The sequence below is a fragment of the Variovorax sp. Varisp53 genome (genome assembly GCF_059491555.1).
Genome location: NZ_CP168512.1, coordinates 2,067,993 through 2,090,366 on the forward strand (window position 1 = coordinate 2,067,993; position 22,374 = coordinate 2,090,366).

23 protein-coding genes and 2 pseudogenes are annotated in these 22,374 nt (G+C 65.3%); 18 read left to right on the forward strand and 7 right to left on the reverse strand.

The genetic code is table 11. The features are described from left to right. Positions 1 to 7: 7 nt before the first annotated feature. The 3 genes from ACEOAB_RS09545 to dddY all read left to right on the forward strand — a co-directional run bounded on the left by ACEOAB_RS09545 (position 8) and on the right by dddY (position 3,211). Positions 8 to 892 (forward strand): enoyl-CoA hydratase, encoded by an 885-nt coding sequence (locus tag ACEOAB_RS09545; RefSeq protein ID WP_413315982.1) that lies wholly within the window; start codon positions 8 to 10, stop codon positions 890 to 892. A 48-nt stretch (positions 893 to 940) separates the two neighbouring features. Further along, positions 941 to 1,933, forward strand: coding sequence for an acrylyl-CoA reductase (NADPH) (gene acuI, locus ACEOAB_RS09550; protein WP_495653652.1), 993 nt, complete (start codon positions 941 to 943; stop codon positions 1,931 to 1,933). Between the two features lie 72 nt (positions 1,934 to 2,005). Continuing rightward, positions 2,006 to 3,211, forward strand: coding sequence for a dimethylsulfonioproprionate lyase DddY (gene dddY, locus ACEOAB_RS09555; protein WP_495653653.1), 1,206 nt, complete (start codon positions 2,006 to 2,008; stop codon positions 3,209 to 3,211). Positions 3,212 to 3,752: 541 nt separating this feature from the next. On the opposite strand, the gene ACEOAB_RS09560 is transcribed toward dddY, so the two are convergent. The 5 genes and pseudogenes from ACEOAB_RS09560 to ACEOAB_RS09580 all read right to left on the reverse strand — a co-directional run bounded on the left by ACEOAB_RS09560 (position 3,753) and on the right by ACEOAB_RS09580 (position 7,619). Continuing rightward, positions 3,753 to 4,733: a threonine ammonia-lyase gene (locus ACEOAB_RS09560; protein ID WP_495653654.1), complete on the reverse strand. Its 981-nt coding sequence runs from the start codon at positions 4,731 to 4,733 to the stop codon at positions 3,753 to 3,755. Further along, positions 4,730 to 5,725, reverse strand: a complete 996-nt coding sequence (locus tag ACEOAB_RS09565) for an ornithine cyclodeaminase family protein (protein ID WP_495653655.1) — start codon at positions 5,723 to 5,725, stop codon at positions 4,730 to 4,732. Before ACEOAB_RS09565 ends, ACEOAB_RS09560 begins: the two co-directional genes overlap by 4 nt. Positions 5,726 to 6,230: 505 nt before the next feature. Then, on the reverse strand, positions 6,231 to 6,446 hold the full coding sequence (locus ACEOAB_RS09570; protein ID WP_309928860.1) for a hypothetical protein: 216 nt from the start codon (positions 6,444 to 6,446) through the stop codon (positions 6,231 to 6,233). Positions 6,447 to 6,512: 66 nt separating this feature from the next. Beyond that, positions 6,513 to 6,800 (reverse strand): annotated as a pseudogene (locus ACEOAB_RS09575) (NAD(P)/FAD-dependent oxidoreductase); the annotation flags it as partial. Positions 6,801 to 6,806: 6 nt separating this feature from the next. Then, a complete protein-coding gene (locus ACEOAB_RS09580) occupies positions 6,807 to 7,619 on the reverse strand; it encodes an NYN domain-containing protein (RefSeq protein ID WP_309928863.1) in 813 nt (270 codons plus the stop codon). Positions 7,620 to 8,165: 546 nt separating this feature from the next. On the opposite strand from ACEOAB_RS09580, the gene ACEOAB_RS09585 reads away from it, so the two are divergent. After that, positions 8,166 to 8,993 (forward strand): DUF932 domain-containing protein, encoded by an 828-nt coding sequence (locus ACEOAB_RS09585; RefSeq protein ID WP_309928866.1) that lies wholly within the window; start codon positions 8,166 to 8,168, stop codon positions 8,991 to 8,993. An 82-nt stretch (positions 8,994 to 9,075) separates the two neighbouring features. Then, positions 9,076 to 11,124 (forward strand): ParB/RepB/Spo0J family partition protein, encoded by a 2,049-nt coding sequence (locus ACEOAB_RS09590; protein WP_495653656.1) that lies wholly within the window; start codon positions 9,076 to 9,078, stop codon positions 11,122 to 11,124. A 138-nt stretch (positions 11,125 to 11,262) separates the two neighbouring features. On the opposite strand, the gene ACEOAB_RS09595 is transcribed toward ACEOAB_RS09590, so the two are convergent. Next, on the reverse strand, positions 11,263 to 11,646 hold the full coding sequence (locus tag ACEOAB_RS09595; protein WP_145745796.1) for a hypothetical protein: 384 nt from the start codon (positions 11,644 to 11,646) through the stop codon (positions 11,263 to 11,265). A 175-nt stretch (positions 11,647 to 11,821) separates the two neighbouring features. Between ACEOAB_RS09595 and ACEOAB_RS09600 the strand changes: the two genes are divergently transcribed. Continuing rightward, positions 11,822 to 12,130 (forward strand): DUF736 domain-containing protein, encoded by a 309-nt coding sequence (locus ACEOAB_RS09600; RefSeq protein WP_145745991.1) that lies wholly within the window; start codon positions 11,822 to 11,824, stop codon positions 12,128 to 12,130. A 594-nt stretch (positions 12,131 to 12,724) separates the two neighbouring features. Next, positions 12,725 to 13,072 carry a DUF2958 domain-containing protein gene (locus ACEOAB_RS09605; RefSeq protein ID WP_495653657.1) on the forward strand — a complete coding sequence of 116 codons (348 nt, stop codon included), beginning with the start codon at positions 12,725 to 12,727 and terminating at the stop codon, positions 13,070 to 13,072. A 12-nt stretch (positions 13,073 to 13,084) separates the two neighbouring features. On the opposite strand, the gene ACEOAB_RS09610 is transcribed toward ACEOAB_RS09605, so the two are convergent. Continuing rightward, a complete protein-coding gene (locus tag ACEOAB_RS09610) occupies positions 13,085 to 13,402 on the reverse strand; it encodes a helix-turn-helix domain-containing protein (protein WP_145745795.1) in 318 nt (105 codons plus the stop codon). Between the two features lie 143 nt (positions 13,403 to 13,545). On the opposite strand from ACEOAB_RS09610, the gene ACEOAB_RS09615 reads away from it, so the two are divergent. The 11 genes and pseudogenes from ACEOAB_RS09615 to ACEOAB_RS09665 all read left to right on the forward strand — a co-directional run bounded on the left by ACEOAB_RS09615 (position 13,546) and on the right by ACEOAB_RS09665 (position 22,318). Further along, the gene (locus tag ACEOAB_RS09615; RefSeq protein ID WP_145745794.1) at positions 13,546 to 13,887 is read left to right on the forward strand and encodes a DUF2958 domain-containing protein; all 342 of its coding nucleotides are present in this window, start codon (positions 13,546 to 13,548) and stop codon (positions 13,885 to 13,887) included. A 125-nt stretch (positions 13,888 to 14,012) separates the two neighbouring features. Beyond that, the gene (locus ACEOAB_RS09620; protein ID WP_309928881.1) at positions 14,013 to 14,198 is read left to right on the forward strand and encodes a transcriptional regulator domain-containing protein; all 186 of its coding nucleotides are present in this window, start codon (positions 14,013 to 14,015) and stop codon (positions 14,196 to 14,198) included. 67 nt (positions 14,199 to 14,265) lie between these two features. After that, a complete protein-coding gene (locus ACEOAB_RS09625) occupies positions 14,266 to 14,808 on the forward strand; it encodes a DUF2285 domain-containing protein (protein ID WP_495653833.1) in 543 nt (180 codons plus the stop codon). A 92-nt stretch (positions 14,809 to 14,900) separates the two neighbouring features. Continuing rightward, positions 14,901 to 15,197, forward strand: coding sequence for a helix-turn-helix transcriptional regulator (locus ACEOAB_RS09630; RefSeq protein WP_225612725.1), 297 nt, complete (start codon positions 14,901 to 14,903; stop codon positions 15,195 to 15,197). Between the two features lie 26 nt (positions 15,198 to 15,223). Then, positions 15,224 to 16,048: pseudogene (locus tag ACEOAB_RS09635) on the forward strand (replication initiator protein A); the annotation flags it as partial. Positions 16,049 to 16,248: 200 nt separating this feature from the next. Continuing rightward, positions 16,249 to 17,010: a ParA family partition ATPase gene (gene parA, locus ACEOAB_RS09640; RefSeq protein WP_309928887.1), complete on the forward strand. Its 762-nt coding sequence runs from the start codon at positions 16,249 to 16,251 to the stop codon at positions 17,008 to 17,010. Further along, complete coding sequence (locus ACEOAB_RS09645; protein WP_495653658.1) at positions 17,007 to 17,270, forward strand: chromosome partitioning protein ParB; 264 nt, start codon at positions 17,007 to 17,009, stop codon at positions 17,268 to 17,270. Before parA ends, ACEOAB_RS09645 begins: the two co-directional genes overlap by 4 nt. Next, positions 17,267 to 17,797 (forward strand): DUF2840 domain-containing protein, encoded by a 531-nt coding sequence (locus ACEOAB_RS09650; protein WP_413312814.1) that lies wholly within the window; start codon positions 17,267 to 17,269, stop codon positions 17,795 to 17,797. Before ACEOAB_RS09645 ends, ACEOAB_RS09650 begins: the two co-directional genes overlap by 4 nt. Beyond that, positions 17,794 to 18,306 carry a S26 family signal peptidase gene (locus tag ACEOAB_RS09655; protein ID WP_374710874.1) on the forward strand — a complete coding sequence of 171 codons (513 nt, stop codon included), beginning with the start codon at positions 17,794 to 17,796 and terminating at the stop codon, positions 18,304 to 18,306. The genes ACEOAB_RS09650 and ACEOAB_RS09655 overlap by 4 nt, the downstream gene beginning before the upstream one ends. 453 nt (positions 18,307 to 18,759) lie before the next feature. After that, positions 18,760 to 20,730 carry a DUF3363 domain-containing protein gene (locus ACEOAB_RS09660; protein ID WP_495653659.1) on the forward strand — a complete coding sequence of 657 codons (1,971 nt, stop codon included), beginning with the start codon at positions 18,760 to 18,762 and terminating at the stop codon, positions 20,728 to 20,730. 217 nt (positions 20,731 to 20,947) lie between these two features. After that, positions 20,948 to 22,318, forward strand: coding sequence for an aspartate aminotransferase family protein (locus ACEOAB_RS09665; protein ID WP_192322840.1), 1,371 nt, complete (start codon positions 20,948 to 20,950; stop codon positions 22,316 to 22,318). Positions 22,319 to 22,374 lie beyond the last annotated feature (56 nt).

Here is a 22,374-nt window from a genome sequence, read left to right on the forward strand (position 1 = left end):
ACTCCAAATGTCCATCGCCGCAACTTCACCCAAGACCTCTGCGCCAGTCCCCGCGAAGGGCGTCCCCGCAGCAGCCGCCGACCCTGCCACGGCGCCAGTACCCCGGGACGCTTTGTCCGCACGGTACGAGACCATCATCGTCGAGCGCCGGGACCGGGTCGGCCTCATTACGCTGAATCGCCCGAAATCGCTCAACGCACTGAATGTGCGCATGTCCCGTGAGGTGGTCAGCGCCCTGAAGACCTTCGACGTGGACGACAACATTGGCGCCATCGTGATCACTGGAAGTCCCCGCGCATTCGCCGCAGGGGCCGATATCGAGGAGATGGCCGACAAGACGTTCGCAGAACTCCAGTCACGTGACATCTTCGCCGCGTGGAATGAGCTCATCGAGGTCTCCAAGCCGATCATCGCGGCCGTCAGCGGCTATGCATTGGGCGGCGGCTGCGAACTCGCGATGATGTGCGACTTCATCATCGCATCCGAGGATGCGCACTTCGGACAGCCCGAAATCAAGCTTGGCATCCTGCCCGGCATAGGTGGCTCTCAGCGTCTCACGAAATCGGTGGGCAAGGCCTTGGCCATGGACCTGATTCTTACCGGTCGCAGCCTTACCGCGCCTGAAGCAAAGGCAGCCGGCCTTGTCGCGCGAATCGTGCCGGCGGGCGAATTGCTGCAGACGGCTCTCGAGGCTGCCCACACCATCGCTGGCTACAACGCCCCGGCCGTTCGCATGGCAAAGGAAGCCGTCAACCGCGCCCTGGAAATAGGCTTGTCCGAAGGCATGCTGCACGAGCGCCGGCTGTTCCAGGCAGCCTTTGCGACCGACGGCCAGAAGGAGGGCATGAATGCCTTCCTGTCGAAACGCGCGCCCGTATTCCGGCACCGTTGATTTGCCGCGCACCGGCTTTTCCCCTCACAGAAGACAGGTCCAAATACCATGCAATCACATTTCTCAGCCATCGTCATCGATGACGGCCCAGGGCCGGATCGAGCCGCGCTCAAGCAGCTCGACAACAGCGAGCTTCCGCATGCCAACGTGACGGTTCGCGTGAGCTACTCCACGCTCAACTACAAGGATGCGCTGGCCATCACCGGACGCGCTCCCATCGCCCGCTCCTTCCCGATGATTCCAGGCATCGATCTGGTGGGCGTGGTCGAACAGTCCGAAAGCCCGATGTACAAGCCCGGCGATGCCGTGCTGCTGAATGGCTGGGGCGTGGGTGAACGGCATTGGGGAGGCCTGGCGCAACGCGCACGCGTTGACGCCGATTGGCTCGTGCCGCTGCCGACGACTTTCTCTCCGCGCGAGGCCATGGCGATCGGCACGGCAGGCTACACCGCCATGCTCTGCGTCATGGCACTGGAGCGCCACGGGGTGACACCGGAAGCGGGCGAGATCGTGGTGACCGGGGCAGCCGGTGGCGTCGGCAGCTTTGCGGTGGCGATCCTCGCCAGGCTCGGCTACAAGGTCGCGGGCGTGACCGGCCGCCTGGACGAGGCGCAGTACATCACGGGGCTCGGTGCAAGCCTCGTGCTGGATCGTGCCGAGTTCGCGGCGCCCGGCCGTCCGCTGCAGAAAGAGCGCTGGGCCGGTGCCGTCGACGTGGTCGGCTCCAACACACTCGCAAACATCTGTGCCGCAACCAAGTACCGCGGCGTCGTGACCGCATGCGGCCTCGCTGGAGGAATGGACCTTCCCGCATCGGTCGCCCCGTTCATCCTGCGTGGCGTAACGCTTGTGGGCATCGACAGCGTGATGTGCCCTCGCGAAGAACGAATCGCGGCATGGACGCGCCTGTCCATCGACCTAGACCTTTCCAAGCTACCGGACATCGCCGAGGAGATCGGCCTTTCCGAGGTCATCGCCACGGCTCCAAGGCTGCTGGACGGAAAAGTCCGTGGGCGGGTCGTCGTCGACGTCAATTCCTGAGTTCAGCGAGCGGCCTCGCCTGCTCGAGGGCGACTCGACTTCTGTTCTGTTGCAGTATCCAAGGAGACAAACATGAGCAAACGCATTCTGAGCTGCCTCATCGGCAGCGCATTCGTATCCGTCCATGCTTTCGCGGCCGACTTCAAGTGCCAGGACGACGTGGTACCTGTGAACCACACGCCCGAAGAGCAAAAGCTGGTGGACCAGTTCTGGAACGAGTCGCTCACATACCTGGGGCAGTTCCTGAAGACCATCGAAACGCCGACAGGCCAATGCAAGGACTCTGCACAAGCAACCGTTCAGACCTACAGCTCTCAAACCGGAAAGGCACAGACACGATGCGTACTCAAGTATCGTGACGTCGAGCTGATGGCCAAGCACCTGAGAGCCATCCTGGCGGAGCCGGAAAAGGCAAAGGCGTGCTTCGACACGCAGAAGAACTACAAGGAATTTCCCCTGTACACGCCCAGCGAGCAGACCAGGAACCTGTCGGCAACGGCCAAGTGGCTCAACCGCCCTTTGCTCACCGACTTCTACAAGAAGATGGGCGGCGAAGTGGGCAAGGCCGGCCTGGAGCTCAACGAGAACTTCGTCGCCGTCACTTCGCGAATCGACACGAGCGTCCATTGGGCAAAGGACGTGAGCATCAACGGGCTGCCGACTCTATGGTCTTCGGTGGGCTGGATCCCCTTCTATGCCGAAAACAAGGCCGCTGGCAGCGAACGCTTCCGCGGTGGCTACCTTTACGCAGAGGTCATGGGACCATGGGGCAACCTGCGTATCAAGGAGATCGATGGGGAAACCGTCGGCGCCGAGGTCGGCATGACAGCACAGTTGTTCAACACAACGTACCCATTCCACTATCACCACCCACAGGAGATGTACGCAACGCTGACCAAGCCGCAGTGCATCGACCAGAACAAATACATGGTCATGCATTGGGACAGCGACCAGTTTCGTCAGAAGCGAGGCGACAAGGGCTGGACAGTCGAAATTGACGGTTCGAACGGCCGTTGGAAGAAGTGGTTCGCCAACACCGACTCGAACAAGGAGTGGCTGACATACTTTGAACGAAACGCCATTCACGCATTCCACGCACTTGAGGGTTGCAACCAGACTATAGAAAATTCCGGTCTGGTCTCCGTATGGGTGCGCTCCTCTGCCATGGACAACGAGCAGTCGACTCGGCCATGCCAACCAGCCCCTGGAGCCGGCACAGTCAGGGACATGGGCCCAGGCACCAAGACGGTTTGCAACCTTCGCGACTGGAAGCCTTGACTCCAGCAATTCCCCGGGTGCTCGCGGGCGCATCAAGTCGCAGATCAGAGGCCTTTTCAACCGCACACGGCTGAGCACCTGCGCCCCAGCGCCGCCTCCGTGAACGTGGCACGGGGCGCACTGGTCGACCTGGCCGCGCTGAGCACATTGCTCCAGAGCGGGCACATCGCAGCGCCACGCTCGATGTCTTCGAGCGCGAGCCGCTGCCATCGTCGCGGACTGATGGAGGAGGCCATCGCGCTGATGGCCGTAGCTCAGGTGCGCGAGGGGCGGCGCCGCGCGCTGTCGCTGGGTGCGACGAAGATGCGCGGCCATGAATCATGGCAACGCGCTCTCCATCTACTGCATGGATCCGGAAGACAACACGATCGAGGCCTACCTCGACACGCCTTGGTACGTGAGCAGTCGCCGGCTTTCGCGATGCCCACGGGCATATGGCATGTACGCGAGCCGCGCTTCCTGTGGTTGTGAAGCGGGTCTCGGCAGATGATGCTTTGCCGGCGCCGCCTTCCCATGGCAGACCCGCTCAACCCGAGAGCGATCAATTGCCGCGTTGAAAGATTTCGGCAAGATCGCACAAATCCCAGTTGCCGCCTGTCAACACCACACAGACCTTTTCTTTCGGCGTCACTTTGAGTCCTTTCGCCAGCAGCGCGCCAATGCCGATCGAGGCCGCCGGCTCTGCAATCAGCTTGGCGTCCTTGGCCAGCATGCGCATGCCCTCGATGATGTGTTCGTCCTCCACCAGCACGATCTCGTCGACGTACCTTTCGATGATGGGGTAGGGGTTCTGGCCTGGCACACTGATACGCAGACCGTCGGCGATCGTGTTCTTCAGCGGCAGCGAAGTGCGCTCCTTGTTGATGCGGCTATGGAAGTACTTGGGGGTCAGCGCGGGTTCCGCGCCCACCACACGCACGGAGGGTCTGGTTTCCTTGATGGCGGTGGCAATGCCGGAAATGAGACCCCCGCCCCCCATCGGGATGATGACGGTGTCCACGTCGGCCAGGTCTTCCAGGATTTCGCAGCCAATGGTTCCCTGGCCCGCCATGACCATAGGGTCCTCGAATGCGTGCACTACGGCGTAGTGGTTTTCTGCCGCGATCTCGTAAACCCGTTTCCATCGCGCCGCGGTGTCGCCGTCGAACAGAATCACCTCCGCGCCGAGCGCCCGGGTGTTTTCCACCTTGATTTTCGGAGTGGTGACGGGCACCACCAGAAGCGCCTTGACACCCAGCATCCGCGCCGCGTAGGCCAGCCCCTGGGCATGGTTGCCTGAAGACGTGGCGATGATGCCGTTGGCAATGGCCTCGCGGGGCAGCGACAAGGCCTTGTTCAGCGCGCCGCGGATCTTGAAGGCCCCGGTGATCTGCAGCGTCTCGGGTTTGAGGTACACCTCGCACCCGAGGGTGGTCTCCATCTTCTCGGCGCGCAGCAAGGGCGTGTGACGGATGTGTGGTTTCAATCGCTCCCGTGCTTGGTGGATGTCGCGAAGGGTGGGGTGCTCGAGCAGGGGCGTCATGATTGAATGAACTCAAAGGCCGTGCCGGTCTTGCTGGCGATGGCGTTGCGATAGATCAGGTGCGACGTCGTGTTGTCCTGGATGGCCATGCCCGTCGAGTCGAAGATCGTGATCTCGTCGTCGGACTCGCGCCCCGGCTTCTTGCCCAGCAGGATCTCGCCGATCTCGGCGTGGATGTCGTGCTTGCTGATGATGTTCTTGTGCAGCGGGTGCCAGGTTTCGCCTTTCTCGACGCATTGCGCGATCGAATCGTTGACGATCTTGGCATTGCGGAAGATCTCCGGCTCCAGTTCCTGCTTGCCTTGCGTGTCCGTGCCGATGGCGACGATATGCGTGCCAGGTCGGACCCAGGCGGCTTCCACCAGCGAACCTTTGCCACGGGTGGTGGTCACGAGGATGTCCGCCTGCTCCACCGCGTCTTGTTTGGAGCGGGCCATCACCACCGGGATGCCGAACTCTCGTTCGATGTCAGCCTTGTACTGGGCGCGTGCCTGGAGCTGGTCGTCCCACGCATGGATGGTTTCGATCGTCATCACTTCCCGGATCGCCCGGATCTGCATCCGGGCCTGATTGCCGGTCCCGATAGACGTGATGGTCTTCGCGTTCTTGCGGGCCAGCGCCCTCACCGAAACGGCCCCGGCGGCGCCTGTTCTCACGCCGGTGATAAGGCTGCCATCCATCACGCAAATGAGCGCGCAGGTTCTGGCGTCGAACAGGAGGATGGTTCCCATGCCGCTGGGCACACCGTGCTCGGTGGGGTTGTTTGGGAATCCCCCGGACGAGGCCTTCATCGAGATGATCTCGTTGGCCTCGCAATAACCCAGCTTGAAGTCGATTTCGCCCCGGGGTGGTGGGAGGTGGATGCATGTATAGGCCGGTTGGATCACCCGGCCGCTGTTGAAGGCTTTGTACGCCTCCTCCACCGTTCCAATGACTTCCCTCATGGAAATCAGGCTTCCTACATTCTCTTTATTCAGCAGCAGTGTCTTCATCGGTGTGATTTCTCCATTCAGGGGCTCGGGGCCGACTGCCCTCGGTGGCGCCGTGCGCGGCCGGCCTGCAGGACCATCGGCGTGCCCAGCCGCTTCCGAGGCCGAGATCGTGTTGACGAGAGTACATGCACGTCGCCGCAGCGTGATGCTGCAATTCGGGCTCGATGTCGAGCTTCGTGTGGTTTTCGAGCGGGCCCTGGCAGATGCTGCTTTTTGTGGTGCGGGCCTGCCCACTTCGGTCCCAGGGGCCGCGTGACAGCATCAAGCCGCGCGGTTGGGGAACAGCTTCTCGATCGGGCAGGGCGTCTTGACGAACCGCGACTTGATGACGATGTAGCCGAAAACACTGCTCGGCGCCGATATTGCGCTCCAGCTGTCCTTGGACCGCGACGCGAGGATTTCTTTCGCTTCGAGACCGCGATCCGCGACGTGCCTGCGGTCAACACGGTCAGCGTGTCTCTCAACAGCACGTGACCGGCTGCTGCTGGCGCATCAACTGGAGCCATCAATGAAGGGCACGACCGGCGTTGGCCGCCAGTTGCGACAGTGTGACGATGCGGCGCGTGATGCCGCTCGAAGGACCCTGCCGGATCAGATCCTGCTGGACGCCTTCATCCAGCATGTGAAAGCAATCTGCGTCGGGCAACTCCGCCTGGAAGAGCGGAGGGAAACGCTCGACCAGCATCGCGACCGTGTGGATGAAGGCAGTGCGCTGGATCATCGAAGCCCTTCGGGTGGTGATCAAAGGCGATGGGGCGCCGGCCTAGTGCGGCAAACCCGGAACAGTCTAGAAATCAGCCACCTTGCCCCACGTCGACTCCTTGAACCGTGCGAGGTCGAAAGGCGCGGGATCAAATATGGGCTTGGCCCCGGACACCAGGTCGGCGATCAGGTGGCCTGCGCCGGGACCGATGCCGAAACCGTGGCCCGAAAAGCCCGCAGCCAAGATGAGCCCGGGAACCTGCGTCAACTCGCCGATCCCCGGCACGCCGTCGGGCGTGCTGTCGATGTAGCCGGCCCAGGTGTTGGCGATGCGGGCTTCGCGCAGCGCAGGCAACAAGTCGACCGCACGGCGCACGTCCTATGTGTGCGGCACGTCGGCCTCCGCCGCGCCCTCGGCCTTGGGCAGCAGGCTTACCGACCAGTGGCCGCCTTCTTCCTGCTTTGGGGCCAGCAGGTCGTAGGTCTTGACCATGTTCAACAGTCCGGAGTGGCCGTAGGTCTGGGGCGAGAAGGCCGGGTCGGTGCGCTTGAGGTACTGCCCGAGGACGCCCAGGCCGACCTTGCCTTCGGAGGTGTCGCTGGCCAGTAGCGCCACGGCCTCGACGAGGAAGCGTGGCCGGCGCTTCGGCGCCGGCTTGGGTGGTTCCTGTTTCGGCGGCTCGGCCTTGGCCGGCTCCGCCTTCGCGGCGGTCTTCGGCGCGGCCTCGGAGGCCGTTTCCGCCGGGGGCTCGGGACGCACCCATTCGAAGAACTGGTCGCTGGCGTTGCGCAGGGCGTCGGGCGTCTTGGGCTCGCCGACGATGCAGACGGTGGCGCCGCGTTCGCGCAGCTTGCGGCACAGGTAGGCGAAGTCGGAATCGCTGGTGACCAAGCAGAAGGTGTCGGCGCGCTTGTCGAAGAGCGCTTCCAGCGCATCCAGCGCCAGGGCGATGTCGGCGGTGTTCTTGCCGGCGGCGTACTGGTACTGCAGGCAGGGCGTGAAGGCCAGGCGCACCAAGGCATCCTGCCATTTGTTGGCCAGCGTGCCCTGGTTGCCGTAGCCGCGGCGCAGCACGACGCGGCCGAACTGGGCCACCATGCGCAGCGCGTGCTCGAGGATGTCGGGCGGCACGTTGTCGCAGTCGACCAGGACGGCGACGCGTGTCTCTGTTGTCGTTGGGGTGGTGCTCATCCGGGGTTTCGCGTTGCGGGGTTGAATTGCTCGCAACAGTAGCTGATTCCGGGCGTCTCCGGCCATGGAGATCTGACCGGCCGCGCTGTCGTGCTTGCGCATCGAGCCACCTTTGGCGTCTCGCCCCCTTCGGGCTTCCATCGTTCCCTCGCGCCGCTCGGCTGACGCCTTCGGCCCGGTTCGCTGATCCGGGCCTGCGCGCTTCGCTTGCGTGGTGTCGGCGACGAAGGCGGCCATTGCCTGTCCAGCCATCTTTCCTTCCCTCATCACCTTGTCCGCGACCGTAGCGCGCGCCGGGGCGCCGTCAAGGCGCGCCAGGCCGTGTCCTCGCCTTCGGCTGCGGGCCGCACCAGCCCTCGCGCTTCTTCCTTGACGGCGCCCCGGCGCGCGCTCCTTGGGCCGCGGGCGATGAACTCAGGAAAGACGGTGGCAACGAGGCCAACCGGGTTCTTCGTGCCGACCCCACCGGAAGACCCGAAGAGGGCTCCGAATCTAGGAATCCGGTGAGGCTTTTTTCAACAGCCAACTTCGTTAGGAGAAATCACCATGCAACTTGCGTCCCGTTTCGCGAACCACTCGCCGGTGCTGCGCTCGGAACATCCCTTGTCGGATGAGCAGATACGGACCGTGGCCCCGTCCATCTTCGCGCAGGCCCCGCACGGCAGCCGCTCGGAGCGCTACAGCTACATCCCCACGGCCAGCGTGCTGGGGGAACTCAGAGGGGAGGGCTTCGAGCCCTTCATGGTGTGCCAGACCCGCGTGCGGCAGGAGGGGAGGCGCGACTTCACCAAGCACATGATCCGGCTGCGCCATGCCAGCCAGATCAATGGCCGCGAGGCCAACGAAATCATCCTGCTGAACTCCCACGACGGGACGAGCAGCTACCAGATGCTGGCGGGCATGTTCCGCTTCGTGTGCAGCAACGGGCTGGTGTGCGGCGACACCGTGGCCGATGTGCGCGTGCCCCACAAGGGCGACGTGGCGGGCCATGTGATCGAAGGCGCCTATGCCGTGCTGGAAGGCTTCGGGCAGGCCCAGGAATCGCGTGAATCCATGCGAGCCATCACGCTGGACGCCGGGGAATCCGAGGTGTTCGCCCGTGCCGCGCTGACCCTCAAGTACGACGACCCCGACAAGCCCGCACCCATCACGGAAGCGCAAATCCTGATGCCGCGCCGCACGGACGACGAGCGCCGCGACCTGTGGAGCGTGTTCAACCGCACGCAGGAAAACCTCATCAAGGGCGGCCTGCGCGCCCGCGCCAGCAACGGGCGCCGCCAAAGCACGCGGCCCGTGCAGGGCATCGACCAGAACCTGCGGCTGAACCGGGCCCTGTGGCTGCTGGCCGATGGCATGCGCCAGCTCAAGGCCTGAACTCCGAGCTGGGAGGGGCGTGCAGCCCCTCTATCGATTCCCAAGTTTTACGTCTTTCCGTTTTTCCGATTGGAGCTACACCATGAACACCACTACCTTTCAAGAAACCAATGCCGTGGCGGTTACTACGGGCGGCGCTGCCGCCGTCGCGGCCTCGCAGCAACTGCTGCCGATCCCGCTGTCCAAGCTGCGGCCTTCGAGCCGCAATGTGCGCAAGAGCGGCGCCACATCGATTCCCGAACTTGCATCGAGCATTGCCCGCGTCGGCTTGCTTCAGAACCTCACCGTGGTCGCCGCACCCGATGGCGAGCACTACGAGGTGGTGGCCGGGCGGCGGCGCTTGGCTGCGCTCAAGCTACTGGTCAAGCGCCGCAAACTGGCGAAGGATCACGAGGTGCATTGCCTGCTGGTGCCGGATGATGCGGCCCGAACTGTCAGTCTGACCGAGAACGTGCAGCGCGAGGCCATGTCACCCATCGAAGAACTGTTCGCTTGGAAAGACCTCGTGGCCGAGGGCCGTCCGGTGGAGGACATCGCGGCCGATTTCGGGGTGACGCCTCTAGTGGTGCAGCGGCGCCTGAAGCTCGCCAACGTCTCGCCGCGCCTGCTGGCCGACTTTGGGACGCAGGCCGTGACGCTGGAGCAGTTGATGGCGCTCGCCATCACCGACGACCATGCGGCGCAGGAGGCTGCGTTCTACGACTCGCCGCAATGGCAGCGCAGCCCGGAGGCGCTGCGCGACCATCTGACCTGCGACGAGATCGACGCCAGCCGCGGTGCGGTGGCGCGCTTCGTGGGGGTGGAAGCCTACGAGCAGGCGGGCGGCGGGGTGCGCCGCGACCTGTTCGCGGACGAGCAAAGCGGCATCTTCCTGACCGATGGCGCGCTGTTGGATGCGCTGGCGCGCGACAGGCTTGCACCGACCGTCGAGCAGGTGCGGGCCGAAGGCTGGGCATGGGTGGATGCCGCGCCGCGTGTCGCGTCCTCCGATCTGTACCAGTTCCAACGCGCGCGCAGCGCGCGGCGCGAACCCTGCAAGGCCGAGGCCAAGCGAATCGCCAAGCTCGAAGACCAACAGGCGAAGCTGCAGGCGCGGTTGGACGACGAGAACGCGGACATGACCGACGAACAGGCGCAGGCGCTGCAGGAGGAAATGGACGAGCTCGGCAACGAGCTGGACGCCATCGAGCAGAGGCTGGTCGAATACTCGCCCGCCGTGGTGGCGCTGGCCGGGGCCGTGGTGTCGCTCGATCCCATGGGAGGCGTGGTCGTGCATCGCGGCTTGCTGCGCGAGGAACAGGCCAAGGTCTTGCGGGAGCAGGCGCGGCAGGAAGAGGGCGGAGCGGGCAGCAACCCGGTCGATAGCGACGGACCGGCCAAGCCCGGCATTTCGGAGAAGCTGGCGAAGCGCCTGAGCGCGCACCGCACCGCCGCCTTGCAGGCCGAGGTGGCGCGGCACCCGCAGGTCGCGCTGGTGGCCTTGGTGCATCGTCTCGCTATGCGTGTGATTGTGGACAGCTACGGCTCGGGCGGCTCGCCGGTCGATATCAGCGCCACGCCGCAGGACGGGTTGGGGCTGCATGCGCCGGACGTGGCGCAGTCGCTCGCAGCCATCGGGATGACGAAGGTTCGACAGGCGTGGGCCGATCGCCTGCCCGACAACTCGGAAACACTGTTCGCCGAACTGCTGACCTTGCCGCAGCAGGAACTGCTGTCGCTGCTGGCGGTGTGCGTGGCCTCCACGGTCAGCGTGCTGGCCTCGCGCGAAGAGGAAGTGCCTGCCGCCGCGCTCGCGCGGGCGGTGAACCTCGACATGCACGACTGGTGGACGCCGACCGCTGCGGGCTATTTCGAGCATGTCTCGAAAGCCAAGGCACTGGAAGCGGTGCAGGCGTTCGCACCCGATCAGGTGAAGCGGCTGGGCAAGCTCAAGAAGGCCGACATCGCGAGCGAAGCCGAGCGGCTGGCAGTGGGAACGGGCTGGTTGCCTGTGATGTTCGGGGGGCAGGACGCTGCTGTCGCAGCCGAAGCGGCAACGCGTGTCGTGCCGGAGAGTGAGGTCAGGGCCGAAGCCGTAGGCCGTGGCAGCATCGAGGCGGTGGCCAAAGAGGGCGAGCACGCTACTGCGTGAACATGAGCCCCGGCCTTCGGGCCGGGGCTTTTGAATCGGCGCGACGCGCGCGGCAGGTGTGCCGCGCGCGTTTTGACATCCAGCGGCTGCGCCGCTGAGACCTTCCGGGAGTGCGCCCCGCCGATGGGCGGAGCGGGTTCACGACAGGCTTGGCTGCGCTGGGTTCCGGAATGCAGCGTCGTCCTCGACGCTGGCGGCAGGCCACCGTGAACGACGGAGGCCTTCTTCGACAGGCCGTCCGCCATGCCCTTCCATTTCGCCGATGCCGACTTCCATGCCGCTGCGATGCGGCGGTGCGTTCTTTCTGGTCTTCGCGAGGCGGCTACTTTGGCGTTCGGGTGCGGGCGGGTCCATGCCGGAATGCTGTTGCTTCGAGCGGGTACCAGGCTCATGCGTCCTTTGCGAGAACAGGTCCACGCCCACGGCCTTGTATTTGCCGTGAATCCTGGCGCGGGCACGGCGGCGCTGCTCTTCGTTTCGTTTCGCCTCGGGCTTCCTCGCCGCAACCGTGCGGCCCGACAAATTTCCCCTCTGCTGCGCAGATTCCTCGCGAGGCAAATTTCTCGTGCCTTCCGGTCCTTCGCTGCGCTGCGGCCCCTGCTTCGCCTGGGGTGCGGCGCGCCCGGCCCCGCGCCGTCCGGATCACGCCAAGGCCGCGATCGGCGCGGACCTGGATCAACCTCGAAAGGACTTCATCATGAGCACCATTGGTAACTTCACCGCTTCGGGCAACGGCTACACCGGCACGGTTCGCACCCTGACCTTGAATGTCAAGGTCAAGATCGCCGCCAGCGACAAGACGAGCGAAAACGCCCCTGACTTCCGCGTCATCGCCGGCAACGGCCTGGAGATCGGCGCGGCGTGGAAGAAGGTCAGCAAGGCGGATCGGCCCTACCTGTCGGTGACGCTGGATGACCCGTCGTTCCCGGCGACCATCTATGCCCGCCTGGTCGAAGGCGAGGACGGCGCGCACAACCTGATCTGGTCGCGCAGCAAGGGCGACTGAGCGTCGCCCTCGGCGCCCCGCTTCGGCGGGGCGCTTTCTCTGCCGAACGCACCGATGGCCCGCGAAGGTTCGCGGGCGTCGTCGTGTTGGCGTTCGTGTTCGCGGCTCGTCTTTTTTGTGCATGTGCGGATATACCCAAAAGCGCAACTCCGCATTTGCGCTTTGTCGAAGAGCCGATTCCGTGCTTGTGCTGACCTGCGGTTTTACGTCGATGTGTGGAGTCGGAATGACGGTTCCTCGGATTTCAGCTGATGCGCTTCCATGGTTTCACGATTCCGTGCGTCTCCAGCGATGCCGGACCGCGCTCTCGTGCTGCGCATCGAGCCGCCCATGGCGTCTCGCCCCGTTCGGGCTTCCATCGCTGACGCCTTCGCACCTGCGGTGCTGCGCGCTGCGCTTGCGATGCGGATGCCGTGGTTGGGGGACTGTCTTGCTGTTCCCTTCATCGTTGCACGCCGTTCTCGCCGTCAAGGTCGGCGCGTGCCTTGCGCGCTGGCGTCCTGGCGGCCGTCTTCGAACCCTGACGGCTGCGCTGCGCCGTGCTGCGTCCGGTCTCGGGCAATTCCGCCCGGATTCCTTCCAAGGAGAAAGACCATGACGAAACTCATCACCGACGAACAAAGTGCGCAGCTGCTGGCCAACGGCCGGCGATCCATCGAAAACGACGGATTCGATCCATATCCCGTGGTCAAGCTGTTCACGCCCAATGCAGGTGCGACCTGGCTCCTGACCGAAATCGATCCGGATGACCAGGACCGCGCCTTCGGCCTGTGCGATCTGGGGCAAGGATTTCCCGAGTTGGGCTACGTGAGCCTTCAAGAGTTGGAGAGCTTGCGAGGGCGCTGGGTTCTGCCCATCGAGCGCGACTTGTACTTCCAGGGTGACAAGCCCATCAGCGCCTATGCACGCGAAGCCCGGCTGGCGGGGCGCATCGTGGCATAGGCGCCGCGGGCATCAGTCGCCGGCTTGTCCGGCGGGCGGCTGGTGCCATTCCTTCGGAAGCCTGGCCTCCGTCTCCAGCAGCAGTTCGCCCGCGCTGCGGTCGAGTGCCCGGGCTATTTTGAGCACGAGGACCAGCGTGGGCATGTGTTCGCCGCGCTCGATCTTGCCCATGTGCGAACGCTCGATGCCGGCCAGGTGCGCCAGCGTTTCCTGGGCAACACCATCCGCGGTACGCAGTGCGCGCACCACGGCACCGAACGCCAGCGCGGGCGCGACCTCGAAGGTCGTCGCGCCGGCCGGCCGTCCACGCTGGATGGTTCGCTTCTGCATGGACAGAAGCGTCCCGGTTCAGCACAATTTAAACCACGTTATCTTTAACTCAATCTGGCGTCTAATTAATGCCTCTTGGAAGTACTTACCTGCGTCCTTTCCCCCTTCACGGCAGTAGCTTCAACCCCTCTTGCGGAGGAACCATGACCCTCCTCACCGAACAACAGCGCACCCAGTTGCTGGCCAACGGCGCGGCCCGCGCCACTGGCCAGGCCATCGATCCCTATCCCATCGTCAAGCTGTACACGCTGGACGCGCCCGCCTGCTGGCTACTGACCGAGCTCGATGCCGATGGCGATCGCGCCTACGGGCTTACCGATGCCGGCACCGGCTTCCCCGAGTTGGGCCGAGTGAGCCTGTCGGCGCTCGAGAGCGTGCGCGGCCCCAAGGGCCTGCGCATCGTGGCCGATCCGCATTTCAACGCGCGTCAGCCGCTGTCAGCCTATGTGGCAGACGCACAGCGCGACGGGTCGATCAACGACTGAGCTTCATGACGGTTGGGTCGCGCGGCAGCGTCGCCGCGTGCGCGACAGCGCACCGCCGCAAAAGCCAGCCATGCCAGCCATACCTGTGGCAGCGTACTCCCAGGCAAGAAAAACGGAGTTCCGCCATGACTGGCCGCAATATTGAGGATCAGCCGAACGCACCCTGGGGCGTGTCGGCCGCCTATCTGTACACGCTGAGCCTCGATGGTCCCGCACTCGCTTGGGAGTATCTGCGCCGCCATCCGCAGTACCAGAGGGACTGGGCACGGCGCGGTGCATCGTTCGAGCGATGGGGGTTGCGATGGCGCTGAAGATCCAACTCTCGACGCGCGTGAGGCGCATCCGCTCTGGATCACGGCGACTGATGATTTGCTGCACGTGCGCGCATTGACTGCGCGCAGCGCATCTGACCAGCAGTCCTTCGACCTGTGGCGTGTGCCTGGACGCAAGCGCCTGGCGCTGGGCGGCGCAGGCCTGACGCTGCTGGCTGAGGTGTCCGCGCAGCATTTGCATGCGTCACTGGCTGGTGACCTCGCCGACGGGACGGCCTACGCCGTCACCGTTCCGCTCGGCCCTGCCCTGCGTGGGCAACTCGACACATTCACCGTGCAGGCACAGGCCCTGCAGGGCCTTTCACCCGCGGCAGGGGGCGTGCGGGCTGCTAGCCGTGCCGAACTGCTGCATCTTCGCGCCCTGCAGGCGCTCGACGGCACGCAGGCCGGCGCGTCGCATCGCGACATCGCTCAGGCCCTGTTCGGCCTCGAAGCCGTGGCGTTGCGCTGGCAAGCCGATGGTGAACTGCGAGCGCAGGTCCGGCACCTGCTGCGGCGCGCCGAGGCGTACATGAGGGGCGGCTATCTGGTCCTGGCGGGGGCCAGGCGCACCGCAGCACAGTCCCCCGGAGACGAACCGATGCGCTGAATCTCTCCCTGCGCAGGAAGGCCCTTACTCCCGAGACTGCCTCCATCGGGCTGCAAATGGTTTGCGGCTCACCGACAGTGATGGAGGCCGTCATGGCGAGTGCCAGTTCCCTGTATCCCACCCGCGCCCCTGCGCCATCGCTAAAGGCGCAAGCGGTACCCGCCGCGCCAGCTAACCCCGAGTTCCTGACCACCGAGGAGGCCGGCGCCTTCCTGCGGCTGTCGCCGCGCACGCTGGAGAAACAGCGCGTGTTGGGCGGTGGCCCACGCTTCCGCAAGTTCGGCGCGCGTGTGGTCTACGCGGTCGAGGACCTGCGCACCTGGGCCAACAGCCGCGCCTACGGAATGACCTCCGATCCCGGCTACGTGCAGCGCGACTCGGTCCGCTGATCGATGCAGGGCAGGGGCCGGTCTCAATGTCGAAGCGCCCGAGTGAACGCGAACAGCTGTCACTGTTCCGCGCATTGCCGGGCGGCGACATGGCGCTGCGCGACGCGCAGGACCTGATGGCCTACCCGTTCTTCTCGCTGGCCAAGTCGCCGCGCACCGTGCCGATTCGCTTCGAGGCCGGCGGCGTGTCGCTCACCGTGGAGGGTGTCCCGGAACACGGCATCGCCACCATCTGGGATGCCGACGTGCTGATCTGGGCCGCGAGCCAGATCGTCCAGGCCAAGAAGGAGGGCATCGCGCCTTCGCGCCTGATGGTGGCCACGCCCTACGAAATCCTGCGCTTCGCGCAGCGCGGCACCGGCCGCAGCGACTACCTGGCGCTGCGCGCCGCGTTGGACCGGCTGCAGTCCACCACCGTCTCGACGACCTTGCGCCAGCGGGAGCGCCCCAACGGAGCCAGGCGCACGCACCGCTTTTCCTGGATCAACGAGTGGAAGGAGTACATCCGGCTCGATGGCCGCTCCGACGGCATCGAGCTGATCCTGGCCGACTGGTTCTTCTCGGGGGTGATGGACGAGGCCCTGGTGCTCACTCTGGACCCCACGTACTTCCGGCTTTCCGGAGGCATCGAGCGCTGGCTGTACCGGCTCGTGCGCAAGCATGGCGGCCGGCAGCCCGGTGGCTGGCGATTCGATATGCGCCATTTGTATCTGAAGTCCGGCGCGTTGCAGCGCTACCGCGACTTCGCCGCGCATGTGCGCGGCCTGGCTCTGCGCCAGGCGCTGCCGGGCTATCGCCTCTTCATCGAGCGCAGCGGCGGCAGCGAATGGCTGGCGTTCCGCCATTGCCCGGACGTCGTCGTGAGGGGCGACTTGTCCACAGCTTCTGTTGAAGAACCTGTGGATGGTGTGTGGACGGACTCGGTGGATCACCGGCGCGCGACTCGGGGTATCACCGGCGCTTCTATCGGTAGATCACCGGCGCGAAACATCCCCCAAGCCGCGCCCAGCAACGGTTTCGGGGCTCCCTAAACATCTAAAGGGATACATAAATGGAAGTCACGCGCGCACGAGCGGAGGATGCCCAAAAAATGGGCAATGGTTCGGCGACTGCAAATCAGGCAGGTCCAATACCCGAGATCCGCCTCCCGGCAAGAGAAGACAGCCGCCCCGGCAAGGTGATCGCGTTGCTCAACCAGAAGGGCGGCGCCGGCAAGACCACGCTCGCCACGCACCTGGCTGGCGAGCTGGCCTTGCAGGGAAGCCGCGTCACGCTGCTCGACGCCGACCCGCAGGGGTCGGCCCTCGACTGGGCGCAACGACGGCTTCAGAACAGGCAGGGGCGGCTGTACAGCGTCTTCGGGCTGGCGAGGGACTCGCTGCACCAGGAGGCGCCGCAGATCGCTTTGCAGACGGATTTCGTGGTGATCGACGGGCCACCGCGCGTCGCGGCCCTTGCGCGTTCCGCGCTGCTGGCCGCCGACCTCGTGCTGATTCCGGTGCAGCCGAGCGCCTACGACGTGTGGGCCAGCCACGAGATGGTGCAGCTCATTGCAGAGGCCCGGGTGTTCCGGCCTGCGCTGCGCGCGGCCTTTGTCATCAACCGGCGCGTGGTCGGCACGGTGATCGGCCGCGAGGCACGCGCCGCGCTCGCCGATCAGCCGTTCGCCGCGCTGACGGCGGAAGTCTCGCAGCGCATCGTGTTCGCCGACAGCGTCGCCGCGGGGCGCCTGGCCTGCGAAGTGGCGCCGCAGTGCGCGGCCGCGCGCGAGATCGCGGCGCTCGCGCAGGCGGTGCGGGAGATGCTGCGATGACCAAGCCCCTGCCATCCGCGAAGCCGCGCCGGGCGTCCATTGGCCGCAGGCCCGGTGCCGATCCGGTATCGGCCTGGGTGCGGCAGGCGGAAACGCTCGAGCTGCCAGCCAAGGCCTCCATCTACACCGCGCGGCTCACCATCGACGTGACGCCGGCGCTGCGCGGACGTATCAAGGTGGTGGCATTCCGGCGCGACCTCACGGCGGCGGACATGCTGCGCGAATTGCTGGAGCGTGAGTACCCGGAGGACGCGGCATGACGGCGCCGGCTTCGCATCCGACGCCAACCGTCTCGCAGGCTTCTCTGCAGGCGGTGGCGCCGCATTGGCCCACCGGGATGCGGGTTTCGCTCGCTTTCGTCGAGCATCGGGTGAACGTCTGGTTGCGGTTTGGTCAGCCAACCGCGGAGATCGTGCTGGATCGTTGGCGGCGCGTGGCGATGTTCACGCCACGCAAAGTCTGCTGCCGCGTGAAGTGGATCGGGAATGACTACGGCACGGCGCTCTGGCAGCTCATGGTGCTGCAGGCGCCGACACTATTTGACGACGCTCAGCGCGTTGCCGGCGTGGCACCCGGCGCGCGCATACTGCTGCGCGCCGACGGCGAGCTGCAGGTCAAGGCGGTGCTCGCGGTGATTGACGCCGTCGAGGCGCTGGGCATCGACCCGTGCGCAGCCGCCGCCACATACTGGCGCACAGTCGGCAACCGGCTGGCCGCACGGCAGTCGTTGCCCGTCTACACGGCCGAGCGACATGCGGCGCATCTCGCGCGCGAGGCGCTGCAATGATGCACCGCATGGTTTTCGCCTGCATGGGCATCAGCCTTGCGGCACTGTGCGTGCCGGCCATGGTGCAGGTTCCGGTGCGCCTGGTCTACAACCCAAGCGACAGCGTGGCGCGTGGCTGGTATCGCATCGAGCCGTCTGAGTCGCCGCACGTTGGCAGCATCGTGCTGGTACGGCTTCCGGCTGATGCGGCTGCTCTCGCGGCGCAGCGGGGCTACCTGCCGGAGGGCGTTCCCTTGCTCAAGCGGATCGGTGCCGTGGCGCCGCAATCGATATGTGTGCGAGGAAGCGTCGTGCGCATCGACGGCGCAGCCGTGGCGGCGGTGCTGGCGCAGGACGGCACGCATCGCCCCATGCCAACTTGGACGCAGTGCAGGACGCTCGCGGAGGGCGAACTGTTCTTGCTCAGCAATGCCCATCCTGCGTCGTTTGACAGTCGCTACTTCGGTCCTGTCCATGCGTCTGCGGTGATCGGCAGCGCGCACGCACTGTGCACTTGGAACACGCGGTGAGTGTTCTTCCGTCTCGCCTCCAGGCGGAGATCGCATTGCGTTGGTGCGTGCACGGCCCCTGCACTGAACATGCGCCACAGCCGTGCCTGGCCCTGCGTAGCCCGTGCTTCCGAACGGCCGCCGCGCTGGCGCTCGGGCTGCATTCTGCCGTACAGACATCCTGCCGCCAGCGTGCAGCGCCAGCTGCACCGCCGCTGCCCTTCGGGCAGCGTTGCGCACCTCGTGCGCGGCTGGCGGTGGGTCGGAGCCGGGAGCGGATGCGGGAGGCGGAGACGGAGGGCAAGATAAAAGGGGCGGCACGCCTTCGCCTGCCGATCCAGTTTGCACGTGGGTTTGGCGCGGCACGGCACCTTGCAGTGCCTGTGCCGCGCATGCATGCAACGCGATTCGCCGCCAAGCATGCCTGCGTGCCGTCTGCGTTGCTTTGTGTTGTGTTGCGCTGGAGCTTGCGCCATGGCCTCGCGTAAAGACACGCAGGATGGCGAGCGTTTTCGCGTCAGGCCGGCGGCGCCGAGGTCGCGCGCCGGGCCACGTTCGCAGCGCTTCGTCTCGCATGTCCTGAAGGCGGCCTCGAAGGCCGGCGCCAATGCTTCAGGTGTACGTATTGGGCGGCCAGCATCCATCTTCGGCCGCGGCCGCGTGGCTGCCGGCATGGCTGGCCACCGGCTCCCGGCGAACGCCCGGCGCGTGGTCATCAAGTCCCGCTTCGTGGTCCTCAAGAAAGCGGGCGCCAGTTCGGTCGCCGCGCACCTGCGTTACATCGAGCGCGACGGTGTCACGCGCGATGGGCAGCGCGGCCAAGCCTACGGTGCGGCCACGGACGAGGCGAATCTCAAGGCCTTCGAGGAACGAGGCCGAGGCGACAGGCACCAGTTCCGTCTTATCGTTTCAGTCGAAGACGCCGAGCAGCTGGAAGACCTGCGCGGCTACACGCGCGAGCTGATGCGGCGCATGGAGGTGGATCTGGAGACGCGGCTGGACTGGGTCGCGGTCGATCATTGGGACACGGACAACCCGCACACCCACGTCGTGTTGCGCGGCAAGGTCGGCGAGGGGAGGGCGAGCCGGGACCTGGTCATCGCCCCGGACTACATGGCCCACGGCATGCGGTTGCGTGCCAGCGAGATCGCGACCGAGTGGCTCGGGCCCCGTACCGAGCTGGAGATCCGGCAAGGGCTGCAGCGAGAGGTAGAGCAGGAGCGGCTGACTAACCTCGACCGGGCGCTGTTGCGGCAAGCGGCGGCCGATGTGGTGGACCTGACCCAGGCGCCAGAGAAGACCGCGAACCTGCGGCAGCGCCAGACCCTGCTGCGTGCCCGGCTGCAGCGGCTCGAAGCCATGGGGCTGGCCGAGCGGCTCGACGCGAACCACTGGCGGTTGGCGCCGGGCGTGGAGCGATCGCTGTCAGCGATGGGCGCGCGCGGAGACATCCTGCGCGCGATGCACCGGGCAATGAAGGGCGACAAGCGCGAGCTGGTGATTGAGGCGAGCCCGACAATGTCCATCGTCGGGCGCATCACAGGCAAGGGCTTGGCCGACGAACTGCACGGGCGAGGCTATCTGGTGGTCGATGGCGTCGACGGACGGGCGCACTACCTGAAGCTGCCGGTCGGCGCCGACTTGTCGGCGCTTCCGATGGGCGGGATTGTGGAGGCGAGCCCGCCGGCGCAGGAGCGGGCGGTGGACCGCAACATCGCGGCGGTCTCGAGAGATGGCGTCTACAGGACCGCCGAGCATTTGGCCCATCTCGAGCTGGCCAACGATCCGGATCCTCGATCTGCCGTGGATGTCCACGTGCGCCGACTTGAGGCGTTGCGCCGTGCGGGCGTCGTGGAGCGTGTGGCCGATGGCGTCTGGAAGGTGCCGTCGGATCTGACGGTGAAAGCGCGACAACACGATGCGCAGAAAGCTGCAGGACCGACCATCGAGTTGCACTCCCACCTGCGCATCGATCAGCAGGTACGCGCCATCGGCGCCACCTGGCTGGACAGGCAATTGATCGATGGGGGCCGCGGCTTGGTAGCGCAAGGCTTCGGTACCCAGGTACGCGATGCAATGCGCAGCCGCGCGGAGTTCCTGATCGAACAGGGCCTGGCCGAACGTCGAGGTCGGCGTTTCGCGCTCGCACGTGACCTGCTGTCGACCTTGCGGGATCGGGAATTGGCGGTAGCTGCCAAATCCTTGCAGGATCAGACCGGCCGGAGCTACCGGAGACTGAAGGACGGCGAGCGGGCCAGCGGCACCTATCGCCGAAGTATTCAGCTTGCCAGTGGTCGCTTCGCCATGCTCGATGACGGGGTGGGTTTCGCCCTGCTGCCTTGGCGACCTGTGATTGAACAGCACCTGGGTCAACAGGTCTCCGCCGTCAGCCGTGGCCAATCGGTGACTTGGCAGTTGGGGCGGCAGCGGGGCATCTCCGTATGACGACCGCCCGGCGTGCATTGCCGATTCGGGCTACCGAGCCGAGGTGATCTCGGCCAACATCGGTTGGACCAAGCGTTGTCGGACCGTATTTCATGAATGCAGAGCCGCCGCCTCGCGGCCTAGCCGCCTCACGAAGCTGTCCGCTCCGTCCTTGTCCGTCGCAGCGATGCGGCGATTGCTCAACCCCGAATCCGACCGAAAAGCTATGACTATGACTATGACCGAGACCGATCTGGAAGCCCTCAATTTCCCCGACGCACCGAAAATGGTGTCAGCCGAGTTCCCTGGCCCGAAGTCGGCTGATGCGCTGGCCCAGTCGGCACGTACCGAATCCATGGCGCGCGGTGCCGGTCGAGCACCCGTGGTGATCGATCGCGCCTTCGGCGTGACTTTCAAGGACCCCGACGGCAATACGTTCATCGACCTGTCGGCTGGCGTTGGTGTAAGCAGTGTGGGACGTTGCCATCCCAAGGTGGTCGCAGCCATGCGCGAGCAATCCGAAGTGCTGATGCATGCCATGGAGGTGAATAGCACGAAGCGCACGGAGTTGGCGACCAAGATCTCTGAGATCATGCCGGAAGGCCTGCGAGGCGATTGCATCACGTTCTTCACGCAGGGCGGCAGCGACGCGCTCGAAGCAGCAGTGAAGTTTGCTAAGCGCGTCACGGGACGGCACCAGATCATCGCTTTTCATGGGGGCTATCACGGTGTGTGGAACGCCTCCGTGGCGCTGACTACCGGTACAGCCTATCGCAAGGGCTACGCTCCCTTCATGGGCGGCGTAATTCACGCGCCCTATCCTTATGCTTATCGGTTTCCATTCGACACCAATCAAAAAAGTGCCGAACAGATCGCAGGTGAGTACGTCGACTATCTTCTGAATACGCCATACACGGCCGCCGACGATGTTGCAGCTGTGATTGTCGAACCTGTGCAGGGCGAAGGCGGATACGTGCCGCCCGCGCCGGAGTTCCTGCAAATATTGCGCAAGGCCTGTGATCGCAGTGGCGCGCTGCTAATTGTTGACGAGGTGCAAGCCGGCGCAGGTCGGACCGGCAAGATGTGGGCGGTGGAGCACTCTGGCGTGAAGCCGGACATGCTCACCTTCGGCAAGGGCATCGGGGGCGATGTCCCTATGGCAGGACTCGTGATGCGCTCAGACCTAGCGGCAAAGATTCCGGACGGATCAGTACCGAATACCTTCGCAGCCAATTCGGTCTCCGCCGCCGTTGCGCTCACCAACATCAGTCTGTTGCAGGATCCTTCGCTGGGTCTGCTGGATCGCGCTCGCTCGCTTGGTCACGAGGCAAAGGAGTACATCCAAGGCCTCAACAGTCCGTTCATCGGCGAAGTCCGCGGCTTGGGGCTCATGATCGGTATCGAGTTGGTGCAGGATCGGGCGACCAAGGAGCCCCTGAGCCACGAGAAGATTGGCGAGCTGATGGGCTATGTTCTGAGCCACGGCGTGATGATGGTGCCATGCGGGCGCTATGGCAATGTGATGCGCGTGATGCCGTCGCTCACGATTCCGCGATCGCTGTTGTTCAAGGCGCTTGACATCTTTGGACGGGGCTTGTCCACGCTTTGACGGGGCCGCAACGCGACGAGCCGATATGCGCCACGCCTTGCCAGCGGCAAGGGAGA